The organism is Paenibacillus sp. GM2, assembly GCF_900069005.2.
In the GTDB taxonomy this organism is placed as follows: domain Bacteria; phylum Bacillota; class Bacilli; order Paenibacillales; family Paenibacillaceae; genus Fontibacillus.
Genome location: NZ_LN831277.1, coordinates 507152 through 523774, shown reverse-complemented (window position 1 = coordinate 523774; position 16623 = coordinate 507152). Strand labels below are relative to the sequence as shown.

The window sequence follows — 16623 nt, the reverse complement described above, 5'->3', positions numbered from 1 at the left end:
CGCGGTGAGCTGCACGCGCCCTTGCAGGTGCGCGTGCTGAATGACGGAGCGCCACACCGGGACAAGCTCCGGTAGGCGCTCCGCCAGAAGCTGCTGCAGCTCCGCCTCCAGCAGCGAACGCCCCTCCAGCGCGACTGCTATACGACCCGCTAGCACATCCATCTCTACCTGCTTGGGCTGCATGATCAGCCCAGTCAACTTCGCTCCACGCCGCACCATCCGATCCAGCATTTCTACCCGCTGTACTCCCGCCATCCAGGCCCCCCCGCTATTGCCATACTCCTTACCTCCCATTGCACCACTCGATCCTTCTCCAGCTCCGACCCCATTCTGGGTCATTTCAAATCGAGATCTCTCAGCAATCCTGTCCAATCCTTCCCCATTCCAATCCCCGGTCTCCTCTCCTCCGACTCCCCCACCAAAGACATCCGAAGCGACGCTTTCTCCCCTCCCATATTGCTTCACTATCCTCGCACCAGAGGGGGTCAGCCCTTTCCGCCTTGTCCACAACAGATCACCAGAGTTTAATCCCAACAAATCCTCCTCATCGTTATATCCACCTACACTCCCTCTTCTTTCTTGCTCTAGCTCCCCTTTGAGAGCTCCACGTATGTATTCATGCCACCGCTTCAGCTTCCAGTGATCCATCTCTGGCTTTGATTGAAATAAATCGCGAAGCTGCACTGCCCAACCGAGCGGCATAGACATAGACAAAAGAAGCATCCCCGAGCATCTTTCAAGCTGAAGTCCCGACCCTAAACCGTGTCTACCTTTCTCTGCAACAATCCATCCTCTCCCTTCCAGACACCAGCCTAAATCTGTACCCATATCGAGACTGATCATCAACTTCCAGATTCGCACCAACCTAACCGCATATACAGCCACCTTCATTGCTTGTTCCTCCTTTAAAAGAGAGTTTTCTTTCCCACCTGGTCCTGTTATGGACCAGAACTAACAAGAGAACAATGATATGTAATTTCCGTTAAACGCATAAACACACCGATTCGAAGATATTTGCGTAAAAACGATCACTTAGACGCATGCGCGCAACTATTTTCACCGATTTCAAAACTTAGTGGACTTAGAAATGCAACTCTCTATTTGTACCTGCCTCACCCCCATCACACAAAAAAAGCACACTCCCGGCCTAAGCCATAAAAGAGTGTGCTTCACACTTTAAAAACGTTATATTCCGTTGTTATGCTAAAACCGCCGGAACTTGAATTTCTGACGGATGCCAGCTGTTCACACCTGAACATAGGGTATTTTATTCGCCTCCCCGGGCGAACGGAGATCGATATAAAGCCGATGCTCTCCCTCGTCCTGCTGCTCTTCCGCGGACAGCATATACCGTCTCATATCCTCTTCGCTCACCGCCGCGAGGCGGGTAAGCTTCAGCTCCATCCCATTCTGATGGCCGAGCCGCTCTGCGATCGCTAGCGTATTGTCCTCTGATTCCTCATCCAGGACAGTCACCTTTACCACATTACCGCGCCACTGTCCATACCAAGACAAAGCCCTTAAATACCACTCCATTTGCTGTTCATGATTGTGGGTCACCAGAACATAATGCAACCGCTTATGAGTTCTCGACTGCATACGTAAATATTGTCCGTGTACCAAATGCACCATCGCCGCTGCTAAACCGTAACCGAACAGAATCCAACCCATATATGGAAACATGGACTCACCTCCCTGTAGAGGTCGCTCAGACCGCTCGCCCTCACCTGGGTAGAACGATTCGAACTCGCTTATACCGACAATATATGCCGCTTTCAGGAGGTCGGTTACTGGGCTCAAACGAAATGGACAGATTGTATAAACTATATGATTTTTTCCAAAAGCCTGCTTTTGAAACGCGCACTATATGTACCCAGCTTTACACCTATGCAAAATATCCAAAAGGCTATGAACTCGCCTCTCTTTTCAATTTAATGAATATAATGGAAGGCTCGGGCAACAAAAAAACCAGTCACTCCCATCCCCGCTAATGCTTATCCTTCAGCAGTAATTAAAGAGTAACCCAACCGAACTTGATCGCATTAATAACCGCTTGTGTACGATCATCAACATCCATTTTTTGCAGAATGCTGCTCACATGGTTTTTTACTGTTTTCTCACTAATGAACAAATGCTCGCCAATCGTCTTATTGCTGCGGCCCTCAGCCATTAGCCTCAATACCTCGGCTTCTCTGCGTGTTAGAGGATTGTTATCGCCAGCAACGAATTTAACTCCGGCTTCTCGTATCGCATTATCCTCGGAGATCGCACCTGTCTCGCTCAAATATTCCATCCGTCGCAGCTGTTGAATCAGCTTGCCTGTTACCTTAGGATGAATAAAGGCGTTGCCTTCGGCAACCGTACGAATCGCATTGATCAGCGACTCTGCCTCCATATCCTTCAACAAATAACCAGTCGCACCTTTGCGCAGGGTCTCAAATACGTAGCTCTCGTCATCATGAATCGATAGTATAATAACCTTCACTTCCGGCAAAGCCTCGCGAAGCTCAGCTGTCGCATCGACTCCGTTCAAGATCGGCATGTTGATATCCATAAGCACGATTTCCGGTTCGTAAAGACGACAGCTCTCTAGTACCTGAGAACCGTCACTGCATTCACCAATCACTTCGATATCCTCTTCCATATTTAATATCCGTTTTAATCCTTCACGAAACAATTGGTGATCATCAGCTAAGAGGACCTTTATTGCCTGACCATCATTTACATTGTGATTATCCATCTAGGTTCTCCTTTCCCTTATCTGCGTTTGTCGGAATGTGGATAATAATTTTCGTTCCCATATTTTCCGCTGATTCAATGTCCATTCTGCCTTCCAGGAGTTCTACCCGTTCCCTCATGCCAATCAGCCCGAAGTGGGTATGTCCTTTTGTCTCTTGCTCCAGTTGATCTACTCTGAAACCGAGGCCATTGTCTTGTACGACAATTTTGACGAGCTGCGCTTGGTAAGTAATCTCCACGCCAACGAAGGTCGGACATGCATGTTTAGCTGCATTGGTCAGAGCTTCCTGGATCAGCCGGAAAATCGCCGCCTCCATAGGAGAGGTCATCCGCTGTTCCTTGCCCTTGGTCTCAAAGGTAGCTCTGATCTTCGTTCTCTCTTCAAAATCATGTACATACTTCCGCACAGCCGGAATTAGTCCCAGATCATCCAGGGCCATCGGACGCAAATTGAAAATGACCTTCCGCATTTCTTCCAAGCTGAAGCGAACTTGTCTTTTCAAATCTATTATTTCGTCCTGTACCATCTTAAATTCCTGCTTTGCGAGCATTCTTTCTACAATTTCCGTCCTAAGAACTAAATTGGCAAGTAGTTGCGCAGGCCCATCATGAATTTCCCGCGAGATGCGTTTGCGCTCTTCTTCCTGTGCCAAAATGATCTTAAGGCCTAACATCTGGCGATTTTTGGCCGATTCAAGGATTCTTGTCACTTGACCAAGCTCACCGGACAGGTACTCAAGCACTACGCCCATTTGCGCACTTACTGTTTCTGCGCGCTCTACTGACTTCTCTACACCGCGTACTCTTTTCTGCAGTTCATCGCGCCGGGCCTTGAGATACATCTCTTTTTCCCGATAGATTAATAGATCCAATTGAAGCTGTGTAGCCTTTTCATAGGCCTGCTTGATATCCTCTTCATTATACCGCACAAAATCCCGGCTGACTTCCGTCAGCCGGATGCGGGATCTGCGATAATTGATTTCGAGCTGGTCCACCTTCTCCACGGTCTCCGCGGTTTCCTTCATAACCTGTTGCAGCTCATTGTTCAGCGTCCTTAGCTCATCACGCGCAGATTCTAGTATTTCCAGAATTTGAATTTTACTATTCTCCATAACGCCCACGGCGTTCTTAATAACGCGATCAATCGCATCAGCCTGATCTTGATAATCCGCCACTTTGACCTACTCCATTTCCAAAAACCGTCTATTACCAATCATCATATCATGATTCTAGGGTGATGGATTTGGTTTTCTTGTCCCATTTTACCATGATCCCCAGCTGCTCTGATACTAGACGAAGAGGGACTAGAGTCCTACCATCCACGATAATAGGCGATACATCAGCCTGTTTTTTGGAACCATTAAGAATGAATTCCTTCTTGTTTACAGTAAGCTCAAGTACTGTCGTACCCCGAGTTACCGTAATTTTCTTAGCTGTATTATTCCAGGCCGCGCTGCCACCAAAAGAATCAAGCACATATTTGACTGGAATATATGTCGTATTACTCTTCAGCAACGGAGCAACATCCATATTTTTCTTCTGTCCATTAACGAGCATGGTCTTTTGTCCAATGGTCATCACTGCATTGGCACTTGGCAAGCCTGTGCCGCCGTCCATAGCCGGAGCAGTGAAACGAATATTGTCAAAGGATACGCTGCCCGTAAGCGCACGCTCATCCTGACCTTCTTCGAGATTTACGATATAGAGCCGCTTAAGCTTAACCGGATATTTCATAGCGCTCGCTGTCAGATCCACTGCCAGCGTTCTCCAGCCCGTGAAGTCAATCTGCTTGGTCAAATCGACATAGACGCTCTTTCCGTCGGCATCTGCAAACTCAGCGCGCAGCCAATTCAAGCTGGAATCACCCAGGACATCGATCGTCATTTTAGTTGAATCTTTCGGAATTTCTTTGCCCGTGGTACCGTTTAGCTGTGCGTAGCCAAATTTATTGCCTACCCCGCCCGTCAGATCATAATCAAGCTTTAGAACTTTCGAATTTGCGCGATCATCTGTCCCTTGAACCACTGCTGCAGTTCCTTTCACTTCAGCTGGCAAGCCTGTAAAGGATACCGGATAAGAAGTATTCTCAAAATTCTCCCAGATTTGCTCGGATGAAGTAGTAAATACGATTGGTGTTCCGCTGAAACCATCATATTTAGGAGTTGCATAACCCACCTTGGCACCCGCATTCACGGATTGTACAGAGAGCACGCCATCCTTCACGCTCGCCTTCATCCCGGTCATTTCCCATTTCACCGCTTCTGCCGGAACCGTCACAGTACTGCCGTTCTTCAACGTGGCTGTTACTGCTACACTAACTGAAGTTCCTGCCTCAAGCGGTGCAGAGGAGATTCCCGCACTCAAGCTGTCCAGATCGCTGCCACCAAGCACGGTAACATTCATGCTGTTCTTGGCATCTCCACTCACAGCGGTAATTTGCGATTTGCCGGATTTAACAGCTTTAAAGCCATCTCCTGTCCAGGTTACATTTCCATTATCCGACTTCCAACTCGCTTGAATGCCCGAAGCATCAACCGGGTTGTAATACGTATCATATCCTTTCAAGCTGTAGGAAGCTGTCTGCCCTATCATTAAAGTAGACGGGCCGCTAACCTTGAGTCCCTTCAGCGTTCCTTGCGGAGCCGTTGAGAATACGCCAAGGCCATTTGCTACGGCACGTTGCCCCGCCGATCCATTAGAGGTCGTAAAAGTGAGTGTAGTCGATGTCTCGGCAAGCGGACGCGTCACCATCGTTGTCGACCCTCCGCCGTCAAGATTCAAGCCTTTCCAGACACCGATGCTGGTCATAAACTTCTGTAATTCCGCCAGCGTCAGGCCGCTGCTGTTATTGTTCTTCTCCGCCGTAATGATGTACGCTGTTTTGCCGTCCTTCGAGTATCCCACTGCAGTTCTAGCCACTGCACTGCTGCCGCTGATCGAAGTCGTCGGTCGAGTGAACTGGGAAGCCTTCCCCTGATCGACCAGCAAAGTATGACCGCCGATCATCATTTTAAGATTAGCCGGATTGATCTCTTGTCCGCTAGTCAGAGAGCGAAGCTCATAGTTCGTATCGATTTGCTGCCCGATAGATAGATGGCTGGCAATAAAATCAGCCGCTTGTCCATGAGCACGCAAAATATAGCCGTCCGCAGGTACGGGGCCTGGAATCGCTGATTTTATAGAGATTTGCTGAACAATGCCGTTCTGAACCAATACCTCCGTTGGTGTCGTCGAGCTGTCCGCAGGACGCGTCTCCGATTTCCACGCGCTGGTGTAGATATACATTTGATTTACATGGCTATAGGCTTTATCCGGTTCCGTGCGATAAGCCTCCTGATTGATGCCGGAAAGCGGGAAGGTCGCCCCATCTGCCGCAAACACCGTTCCATTAAACTCAAATCTATCAATCATTGGCGTACCGTCATTCGTTACGGCAAACGCATACATCCCCTCCAGCTGAGATGGGCTTGTGACTACTGTTCCCTGAGACACCGCGCCGCCCATGGGTACTCCTTGTCCACTCATAGGGAAGAAATCGCCATTAACCCCAGCCACGGCACCTGTGTCATTCGTCATGCCCTGGACCGTCTGTCTAGTCGTTAATTGTCCCCCCTTGCCCGTCATAACATCCAGTTGTACATATGGATTGGTTAGATCAACTTCAATCACATCGGTCAACACCTTAACTTGCTTGCCTGAGCGTGTCGTCGTATATTGATATTTTACGAGTCTGGCACCCGATGTAACAATGTCATCACTCAGCTTCACCGTCTGTTCCGCCGCCGCATGAGCGGTCGAAGCATTCCCGCTAAATGGCCCCAGGCTTACCACAGGCTGAATCCATATTAGTCCGGCCATCGTTACCAGCATCAGCTTTTTCCCGTGATTCGCTGCCATACGTACCCACTTGTTTTCTTTTTCCGTCGTCCCTTGTCCAGTTACCTCTTTTCTGACTACCATGAAATTTGCTACTCTCCCATCTTTTTATACAATAATCAATTCCATCTATCTCTCTCACAACAATCTATTACACTATTAATAGACTACATTTCTCCAAAAAAGTTACGAAAAAGTAGTAATTTTCTTAGGATCGGAGGAGAATTAGGGAGAAACTTGGAAAAACTCCTGTTCTCTAACTTAATCGCTAGCTACTTTGGAAAATAAGTGAAAATGCTACAACTGTTTTGGTCGATACTCACATTCATTGAGAATGAGTTGTAAAAAGTACAACTAAATTCCGCGTTTTGCTTCAAAACTCGATGTTTCAGGCAATTTTACTGTAGGAAATCCAATTATTTTTATCCCCTTTTCTTATTAGTGAGAATCCAGTTGTACAAAATACAATTAATGGCTAATGATCACTTATCTTCTCACCTTACCCTACTGGAAATCATCCCCATTCTGACTACCTATATATGTTTATCTCATAACTAGACCATAAGGTCATAGAGCAAACCATCAGCTATCTTCTAAAGAAATGTTTTAATACAACTATTTACTTCCAAACAGCTCATAACGAGTGATTTAAGTGCGCTTACGCAACTATTTTCTAAATTTCCGTTCTACGCCCCACGAATTCGCAGAGATAAGTGCATATATGCAACTATTCAATAGAAATCTTGGCATTTGTCTAAAATAGGTGTAGATAAGCACTTATTTATCCATAATTTACTTACGTGTTATTGCGATGCCACTCATTCGCTCGCAAATATAGAGTTACTTACATAATAAAAAGGTTCAACCCACTAGGTGGATTAAACCTTCCTAAAACTTAGCTATTCAACTTATCCAGCACCCGTTTCAGCATTACTGCTGCCTGAGCGCGGGTGGCATTGCCTTGCGGCTGGAAGGTCGTCTGTGTCATCCCTTGAATGATGCCCTCCTGTACAGCTTTGGCAACGGTCTGTTTGTTCTGGATCTTCGCCGCATCTTTAAATTTCACTAACGTCTGCGTTCCGGAATTTGTAATATCATACCCGGCATATTCCATCGCCCGCACCATCATTAGGGCCATTTGCTCACGCGTGATGTTGCTATTCGGCTTGAATGTTCCATCGGAGTTCCCATTGATAATTCCAGCCTTCGCCGCAGCGCCGATATATGCTCCAGTTTCCGAACCTGCCGTAACATCCGGGAAGCGACGAGCGCTCGATTGATCCCCGGTCAAGCCAAGTCCCTTGGCGATAAACATAGCGAATTCCGCGCGGGTGATGTTCTTGTCCGGTTCGAATTTATAACTCCCTTCACGTGGCTCAACGATCATCTTATTAGCTAATTCAGCAATATCATTTTTAGCCCAATGCTTGGATGTATCGTCGAAATAACTGTATCCTATTGCAGCTCCAACAATGGTATTTTCTTTGATCTTCCCTGTGAAAACAATGTTGCTCCCAAACATCTGTGCAATCGAAGGCGTATAAGCCGCAGTACGTGCCGCAAGATCATACTTCAACAGCGAGGCAGAGTTAATATCTACCTGCTTGCTGGACCGAATATACAACTGCCCCTGATGAGCTACCTCACTCTCAATCGATCCTGTACTGTTGCTAGCAGCAACATAAATCTCGATCGGATCGCCGTATGAACTAATGGTAATCCCCGGCTTAGGAGCTGGAGATGGAAGGTTGATTGTAGGCACAGGCTCGAGCCTAATCAACATATTCACCCCATCATATGAACCGGTACCTACCGCACGTGAAATATCTGAATACGGCAGCTTCTCAAGCGGCAAAGTGTACAGAACTTCTCCATATTTGATCGCAATAGAGCCTTTCTTCCCTGCAGTATAGAGATCCATTAAAGGACTCACTGGAATTACCACTGCTGCTGCCCTCTCCGTTGCCGGAACCTCAAAGGCGAGCATGCGCTGCGCCCCTGTAGTGAAAGCTAATGATTCTTTCAGCTTGGCACTATCGATTGTGTACTTCTTAATAGATTGACCATATCTCGACCGATCTGTTGAAGATTGAGCGACATTCGTACCCATCGCATAACCATTCAGACCGAAGTCCCCTAATGGCATTGGTACTAAATAAGAAGGCTGTCCATTCGTTCCAGGTGTAGTCGTCGAGCCGCTGCTCGTCAGATTCGTTACCGACATAGCACTGTAGCTCTTCATAACATTTCCTGTACTATCATAGAGTACACTTAATCCCGATGTATAAGAAATTTCAACCGTCTGCGATGCCAGTACTGATGAACCCAGCTTGATCGTCACTGTATCTCCGCTGACCGTTACCGATTGAATATTAACCCCGATTTTATCAGCACTAACATAGAATTGGTTGACCGGAAAAGAGTTAACAGCTCTGAGATACTTATTATAACTAATCGTAATCGTATCACCACGGACTACAGCGGACCGGATCCCTTCAACCACCACGTTGTATTGAACAGGCTGCAAATTGATATATCCTGCCAAATTGCCATTCAAATCGGCAATACCACCAACTCCCGATACATAAGATACTGTCACATTCTGCCCCTGAGTAAAAGAAGATGCCAAGGTCAGAATCACCTGATTCGACATTATCTCTACATTGGTTACATATACAGGCGAGTTGTTAACGAGCACTGAGAACTGGCTTTTCATCGGAATATTTGTGGTTTTTAATGCTTCGTTGTATGAAAGAATAATTTTATTCCCCGAGCCTTCGGCACCTGTAAACTCTGGCGGTTTCGTATCATAAGTATTTCGTACATAATAATCCTCAAAAGAAGGAATATCCTGACCGCGATAATCTTGAAGCGGATATGAACCAGGATAATAAGAGACTTTTACATTATCTCCATTGGATACGGAACTCGTTAAGTACAGCGTCACTGAAGAACCGCTTTGGTAGATACGATCTATCCCTCTGGAATATCCATCTACTGTTACACTGAACTGCTCATAGGCATAGGTTGAGACGCTCTTCAAGGTATCGCTAAAATAAAGAGTCAGCGTACTGCCGGAAACAACGCCTTCCTTCGGCTTCGGCAGCACAGAGTCAATGCCATTCGTTACATCCTTACTAGAAAAAGATGCAGCCACATTCCCGGATAAATCCTGAATCGGTCTTACTCCATTGGAAGTATATCCGACTCGTACATTTTGCCCCACAGCTACCCCCGTCTCCAAAGTAACATACACGCTCTCGCCGGAAATATAAGCATTGCTGATACGACGCGTCTCTCCGTTTACGGATACCGTAAAGCTTGTGGTCAGTAGATTAATAGATGAGTCGAGCGCTTTATTGTATGACAATCGAATGATCGAATTTGTATACATCGTTGCACTTTGCAGTACTGGCGTAGTCTTATCTTTGGTTCCGGTCTGGAATGTCCAGCTTGATGAACCGCTTATCCCACTAAAAACTGCCCCTGTAACTGCATCTGCCACAGCTCCTGAGGCAATATCGATATAATAAGTCGTACCTTCTCTCAAATTTTCATTTGGAGTGACGGACAAACGATTACTGGATGCGGTTACCTTTACAGCTACCGATGTATTTGATCCTTGCATTTTCAAAGTTACCTTTGAGGCATCCAGTAATGTGATATTACGGTTAAATGTCGCCGTCATAATGCTTGAGACAGATACGTTCGTGCTGCGATCGCTTGGGCTGAAGTTGCTTATAGATAAAGTGCTTGATGCAGCCGTTGCAGTCGTAAAGGACCATGAGGCAGAAGGAGTATCGTTACCATCAGCATCCTTAAAAGCACCTTGTGGTACATTTACGGTATAAGTCGTATTATAACTTAGTTCTGGCCAATCAATCGCAATACTTGTTGTTCCCCCACCTTTTACATTTGACGAAGTAACATCAATATTTGTCTTGCCGTTTTTAGAATCAATCGTAATCATTCCAGTATTCGGGTATACCGGTCGAGTGAAATTCAATTGTCCTTTTGTTTTAATATCAACCTCGCTAGCGCCATTCTTAGGCACTGTAGCGTTGGAGCCATTCCATCCCACTGCTGATCCTTGTACATTGAAGTACCATTCCTGTGCGTTATTGATCCCGGCAAAATATTGATCATCGCTATCTTTATATGCATTTTTATCGATCAGTATATAATAACGTTCTCCTGAAACGAGGCGATCCACTGTAAATGATTCCTTCGTGTCCCCTGCAGCTTTAGGAGTAAGTTTAACTGATTCGTTCGTGGATGCTCTAACCAATGACACACTTCCGCCGCCGGCCCAGACAGGCTTATCAAATGCCAAATTGATTCCCTGTGAGGTTCCCGATATTGTAGTTCCCTTTGCAGGAGTTAATTGGTCATTAATAATGATGGGTGCCTTACTATTAGGAGCGCTTATCGTTGTAAAAGAGAGATCAAATGCTTCCGACTTCACGTTTTCTTTTGCAGCATCTACAAAGGCACCAGCGTTCCCAACTATATGATAAGTAGTGTTGTATTCTAAATCAGAAGGAGGAAGGTTTACTTCCATTGATCTAATGACATACCCTTGGGAAATAATCTTCCTCTCTACAACCAGATTGCCATTGCTGAATACTTGTATCGAACCGTCCCCCTCTCGAACATCACGATCAAAGGACAGCTTGATGGATTTAGTTCCAACTGGAACCCCTTTTTCCCCATTAGCAGGAGTCACCGCTACTTTAAACGAAGTTTCTTCCGCTGCTAACGCAGTCATCCCAAGCACCATATTCAGTAGCAGGATAACAGTCAGCATCACTGATAATCTTTTTCTCACTCTAGCAACCTTCCTCTCTCTATCCAGTTTCATATGTATATGTAAAATAGCCACACGGCAATGATACGCGCACTTAATATTATTAACGGCAAAAAGTCATGCCGAGTTTAGAAGATATGCAAAATAAAACGGATACCCTTTTCTAATAGAAATGGATATCCGCCTATTTTATAGGATCAAAACATAAGATTACAGCCCAGCTTGCTCTTTCAAAACCTCCACCTTATCGAGACGCTCCCAAGGCAAGTCCAGATCTGTACGGCCAAAATGCCCGTAAGCAGCCGTCTGGCGATAAATCGGGCGGCGTAGATCCAGCATGCGAATGATACCGGCTGGACGGAGATCAAAATTGTTGCGTACAAGCTCGACCAGCTTCTCTTCTGGAACCTTACCAGTACCGTAAGTATCCACATTAATAGATACCGGAGTGGCAACCCCAATAGCGTAAGCCAATTGGATTTCTACTTTATCAGCCAAACCTGCGGCCACGAGATTCTTAGCAACATAACGAGCTGCATACGCAGCAGAACGGTCAACCTTCGTCGGATCCTTACCGGAGAAAGCACCGCCGCCATGACGTGCATATCCGCCATAGGTATCCACGATAATCTTACGTCCTGTTAGTCCCGCATCCCCTTGCGGTCCACCAATAACGAATCGGCCAGTAGGGTTAATATAGTACTTCGTCTCTCCATCAAGCAGTTCTGCAGGAACTACTGGAAGAATGACTTGCTCTTTTATATCATGTTGAATCTGTTCCAATGTAATATCTTCAGCATGCTGCGTGGATACTACAATGGTATCGATGCGTTTTGGCTTGCCATCCACATATTCGATCGTAACCTGTGTCTTGCCGTCAGGACGAAGATAATCCAGGGTACCATCTTTACGCGCCTCAGAGAGACGGCGAGCAATGCGATGAGAAAGTGCAATGGGAAGCGGCATGAATTCAGGCGTCTCATTCGTTGCAAAGCCGAACATCAGCCCCTGGTCGCCTGCACCAATGTTTTCGGTCTCTTTATCCATCTGCGCCGGATCACGATGTTCCAGTGCCGCATTGACCCCTTGAGCAATATCTGCAGATTGCTCATTCAAGGATGTTAGCACCGCACAGGTATTATAGTCAAAGCCGTATTTGGCACGAGTGTAACCAATTTCTTTAATCGTATTACGTACGATTGAAGGGATATCTACATATTCCGATCTCGTACTGATCTCACCGATTACAAGTACAAGACCTGTAGCAACAGATACTTCGCAGGCTACCCGAGCATTTGGATCATTAGCCAGGAATGCATCAAGCACCGCATCGGAGATCTGGTCACAAATTTTATCCGGATGACCTTCGGTTACGGACTCGGATGTAAATAAATGTCGCCCTTGAATGGACATTAAATCAACCTCCCCATATGGATAGTATGGCATTATATATTATGGATTAGTACCGAATATCGAGGAGTTAGGTCTAGATAGAACCTATAAATCAAAAAATGAACCTTTTCCTGAGCGGAAAAGGTTGATTTGACAATCCTCAAAGGTCATATTAGCGTATTTAGAAGTTCATGTCAAAATAAATGAGTCAATTTCGCATGGAACTTATAAGGAAAAGTTCCGTTCGGCGTGAGCAATAAGCCGCTTGGTGATCTCTCCACCTACGGAGCCAACTTCGCGGGAAGTTAAGTGTCCCCAGTAGTTCCCGGTAGACGAACCGGCTAGAGCACCCAGTTCGCCGGCAAATTCAGTATCTGCGCCACCTGCACCGCTTGACCCTACAGGCAACCCAAACTCTGCAGCGATTTCATATTTCCATTGATTCAACACTTCACGACTCTCCGGAACTATCTTACGGTTACTACTTGCCATAATTTGTTACACCTCCTGATTATTGTGGATCAGGAATAGTATGTGTTCGGCACCTTGCGCTAACCGTATTAATGTTTGTTACTTATGGAATTATTACTTAATTTGATACCCACCGCGCACCATTACCGTTAAATTATGTGTATTTCCTTCTTGCACCTGAATACCTCGGCCCGCTCTAGGAAATGATAACAAATGATTATTCGTAACCACGCCGCCGTTCGAAATATCGATTCCATCTGTCAGATCGGCAACACCGTTTTTATCTTCACTATAAATCGCTGCTTTCCCCGCACGAACAACAAATTCCGTTCCTGCTGAAGCGATTAAAATTTGTCCTGGCTTCACATCGACAATCTTCACCTCATCAGCCGAGGATGAAGAAGAACCACTGTTACCACTTTCTGATGGTGTGGACGGCTCAGTGGGCGCCGTAGGAGTTGTTGGTGTCGTAGATCCTCCGCCCCCACCTTTAAGCGCTTGCTGAATAGCTTGATCCACATAACTCTTCGTCACAACCGGATCATCCGAAGTTCCTGGCTGATTCGTTACGCCTGCCCCTTCTGCCTGTGAGTTCATCAACGATCCTGCCCATACACTTCCGCCAATCAACACAACCGCGGCAGTCACTTTCCATGCTGTCTTCATCATGTTCCTCCTCTATTTAAATCTATTACTTCTAATGATAGTGGTTTTGATAGATTGGAACAAGCAAAAATCCCCGGGATGGGGATTTTATGCTTGTTTTAATGTATTTAATTATTATAAAGATCTGTGTTGACATAATAAGCTGCTTGTGATGCGATTTTGGTCTTTTCCCCTCCGTAGGAGTCATAGATCGAGAATTGGAATCCACCCGACCTAGAAGTAGCAAATATCGGATCGTTAATCACATAAGAGAAACTTTGATTACTACCAACCACAATGTCTTTCTCAATCGTTATTTCCTTCTCAAATCTAGCTCCACTGGAGTCCACAACCTCAAATATGAATTTGTGCTGGAATTCACCAATATCAAAGGTTAAATCACGTTTCAGATCATATTTCATTTTAATTTCAAGCCCTGAAGAACTCGTACGTCCTTCTATCGTAGGGATACTAATAGTATAAGGGAATAATTCAACATCTTTTAAAGTATTCTTAATATCCCTGCTATCCAAATTCAATTCCATAGCGGCTGCATTAACATATCCAGTAGGTTTACCTTCAGGCTCGGTAAATTTATTTTCCGTAATGCTTTCACCCACAACCAGATTCCAATTAGAAACCGTTGTGCCTTTTGGTAACTTAGATGAAAATGTAACGATACTTGCCCCTTTAGGACCAACAGCAGTCTTCACCTGATTTACATCTGCCTTGTAGTATTGACCATCTTCGGTTTGGAAATAACCAGTAAGTTGGGAAAGATTATTTTGCTTATTCTCTAAGTTCCTCATAATAACCTCTGAATAAATTATTTCATTCGTCGTGCCCTTGTAGAGGTATGTTTTACGAGCTTGAAGATCCGCTTTCTTACCTGATGTATTCAAGTTATTATAGGAACCATCGGCCACCTTATTAATTCCATTTGTATTATTACCAAAATTAGAGAACATGATCCAATTACTCGTCTTATCTGTTCCCGTTTTTTGAAGTAACTGAATCTGTAACTGCGAATATTTTAAGCTTGAAGGAGCATTGGCTACTACATAAACACTAGTTGTTTCACCCGCACCGAGAATCTGCGTAGAGTTACTATTGACTAACTGAACATTATTCAAGGTTGTCAAGTCCATTTTATAAGCCCCTACGAATTCAGGAATTTTAGCAGCTTTTGTGCCCTTATTAACTATAGTTATTTTGGTGGATATTATGTTTCCATCACTCCAAGGGAGTTGCTGCACACTGTCAAGAGTTACACCGTATGTTCCATCATTATTTTTAACAATTCGTTCTTTGCCTAATGCATGGTGCATGTCAGTGTATTCAGGCAAGCTATAAGCAGCAACTGGGTAACTTACAGCAGTAGCTGGAGGCTTTTCACCTTCTGATCCCGATGAACCTGTTGGTGTTTTTAATATCAAATCAATATCTTCTGCATTTACTACTACAGGTATTTCTCCATCAATGGAAATAATCTGCTCCTCATCCGGCTCTAGTGACATTCCATCCAAACCACTCGCGGTTAATGGATATAATTTATTCCCAGCCTGAATATCAAATCCATAATTCGGGACTGTGACTGTTTTGTTTCCTTTGTTGGATATAGCAAACTGAATAGATAATTCACTATTACCGAATCCCTGATTTCTAGAAATACTATCAATTCTAGTTACAATGTTATTATTATCAACCTTGAGGATTCTTTCTTTATTTACAGCAGTTTTGGATGACTCTCCCTTTTTAGTCCCTAAACTTAATGATGCAACAGGGATGTCATCTTTAATTGCCTCATCGTTTTGAACCATAACAAGCGTCAAATTGTCTAGATTCACCTTTTTAGGTATTTTGGCTATCAGATTTAAAGTTTTACTTTCTTGAGGCAAAATTTGATAGTTTGAACTCATCGAGTCAGCAGTCAAAGCAAAAGGAGTTCCACTTGCAGTTTGAACCACATATTTAAAATTTGGATTGTCTAATATTTTCGCTCCAGAATTTTGTAAATAAAGTGATACGTTCACATAATTATAATCTCCCAAACCTAATACATTTACAGAGCTTACCTTTGCTTTGAGCACATAATCATTTATAAGCAACTTCTGTGTTGTATTTACCGGAGTTGCTACTGAATAACTCGAAGGAATATTTATGCTCCCCAAAACTTTCTCATATCCCGATACACTAAAGTCCCATTTAATGATCTGGAAGTTTAGATCACTATATTTTAGATTTTTAGCAATCTTAGTCGTATATGTAACATTAACAGAAGATCCAGGAACTACTTTTTTCTTATCTTTATCTGCTCCTACAGCGGTTACGCTATACACTGTTCCAGACTTGGTCTTTACTTTTGTCCAATAATCAATCAAGGACAATGTCTTACTGTCATTATTGTTGTAGGTTAACGTATATGTTAATACGCTTCCATCATCTTGAGACAAAATATTGACATTGCTTAGCTTCACAGTACTTTTATTGGTTATTTTTATTGCCTGCAAATTATTCAACGTCTTTACCGTTTGACTCTGTGTCTTTGTCGTTTTGCTTTTGGTCTCTGCTGCATCAACAATGCCAACATACCCTTGACCAAGCAGGGCAGCCACTGCTATCGATGCGACAACTGTTTTAGCTTTACTCAAGTCCAAACCTCCTATATAAAAAAATATCGTATATAGTATATA

At 44.6% G+C, this 16623-nt stretch carries 9 protein-coding genes and 1 pseudogene; all 10 read right to left on the bottom strand.

The features are described 5' to 3' along the window. Nucleotides 1–891, bottom strand: a pseudogene (locus tag BN1360_RS05825) (hypothetical protein); the annotation flags it as partial. Between the two features lie 354 nt (nt 892–1245). Beyond that, a complete protein-coding gene (locus BN1360_RS05820; RefSeq protein WP_068778952.1) occupies nt 1246–1683 on the bottom strand; it encodes a hypothetical protein in 438 nt (145 codons plus the stop codon). 328 nt (nt 1684–2011) lie between these two features. Next, the gene (locus tag BN1360_RS05815) at nt 2012–2740 is read right to left on the bottom strand and encodes a response regulator (protein WP_068778950.1); all 729 of its coding nucleotides are present in this window, start codon (nt 2738–2740) and stop codon (nt 2012–2014) included. Beyond that, nucleotides 2733–3914 carry a sensor histidine kinase gene (locus tag BN1360_RS05810; RefSeq protein ID WP_267490879.1) on the bottom strand — a complete coding sequence of 394 codons (1182 nt, stop codon included), beginning with the start codon at nt 3912–3914 and terminating at the stop codon, nt 2733–2735. Before BN1360_RS05810 ends, BN1360_RS05815 begins: the two co-directional genes overlap by 8 nt. 46 nt (nt 3915–3960) lie before the next feature. Continuing rightward, nucleotides 3961–6699, bottom strand: a complete 2739-nt coding sequence (locus BN1360_RS05805; protein ID WP_082789951.1) for a stalk domain-containing protein — start codon at nt 6697–6699, stop codon at nt 3961–3963. An 811-nt stretch (nt 6700–7510) separates the two neighbouring features. Beyond that, entirely contained in the window at nt 7511–11443 is a 3933-nt protein-coding gene (locus BN1360_RS05800; RefSeq protein WP_068778949.1) for an Ig-like domain-containing protein, read from the bottom strand. A gap of 189 nt (nt 11444–11632) precedes the next feature. After that, nucleotides 11633–12835, bottom strand: a complete 1203-nt coding sequence (gene metK, locus BN1360_RS05795) for a methionine adenosyltransferase (protein ID WP_068778948.1) — start codon at nt 12833–12835, stop codon at nt 11633–11635. Between the two features lie 204 nt (nt 12836–13039). Further along, nucleotides 13040–13306, bottom strand: coding sequence for an alpha/beta-type small acid-soluble spore protein (locus BN1360_RS05790; protein ID WP_068778947.1), 267 nt, complete (start codon nt 13304–13306; stop codon nt 13040–13042). 93 nt (nt 13307–13399) lie between these two features. After that, nucleotides 13400–13951: a hypothetical protein gene (locus BN1360_RS05785; RefSeq protein WP_068778946.1), complete on the bottom strand. Its 552-nt coding sequence runs from the start codon at nt 13949–13951 to the stop codon at nt 13400–13402. 107 nt (nt 13952–14058) lie between these two features. Beyond that, a complete protein-coding gene (locus BN1360_RS05780) occupies nt 14059–16581 on the bottom strand; it encodes a hypothetical protein (protein ID WP_068778945.1) in 2523 nt (840 codons plus the stop codon). Between the last annotated feature and the right edge of the window lie 42 nt (nt 16582–16623).

What these genes read in the sequence shown, in the direction of transcription:
- BN1360_RS05820 (WP_068778952.1), bottom strand. Translation starts at nt 1,683, where the DNA reads ATGTTTCCATATATGGGTTGGATTCTGTTCGGTTACGGTTTAGCAGCG.
- BN1360_RS05815 (WP_068778950.1), bottom strand. Translation starts at nt 2,740, where the DNA reads ATGGATAATCACAATGTAAATGATGGTCAGGCAATAAAGGTCCTCTTA.
- BN1360_RS05805 (WP_082789951.1), bottom strand. Translation starts at nt 6,699, where the DNA reads ATGGTAGTCAGAAAAGAGGTAACTGGACAAGGGACGACGGAAAAAGAA.
- metK (WP_068778948.1), bottom strand. Translation starts at nt 12,835, where the DNA reads ATGTCCATTCAAGGGCGACATTTATTTACATCCGAGTCCGTAACCGAA.
- BN1360_RS05790 (WP_068778947.1), bottom strand. Translation starts at nt 13,306, where the DNA reads ATGGCAAGTAGTAACCGTAAGATAGTTCCGGAGAGTCGTGAAGTGTTG.
- BN1360_RS05785 (WP_068778946.1), bottom strand. Translation starts at nt 13,951, where the DNA reads ATGAAGACAGCATGGAAAGTGACTGCCGCGGTTGTGTTGATTGGCGGA.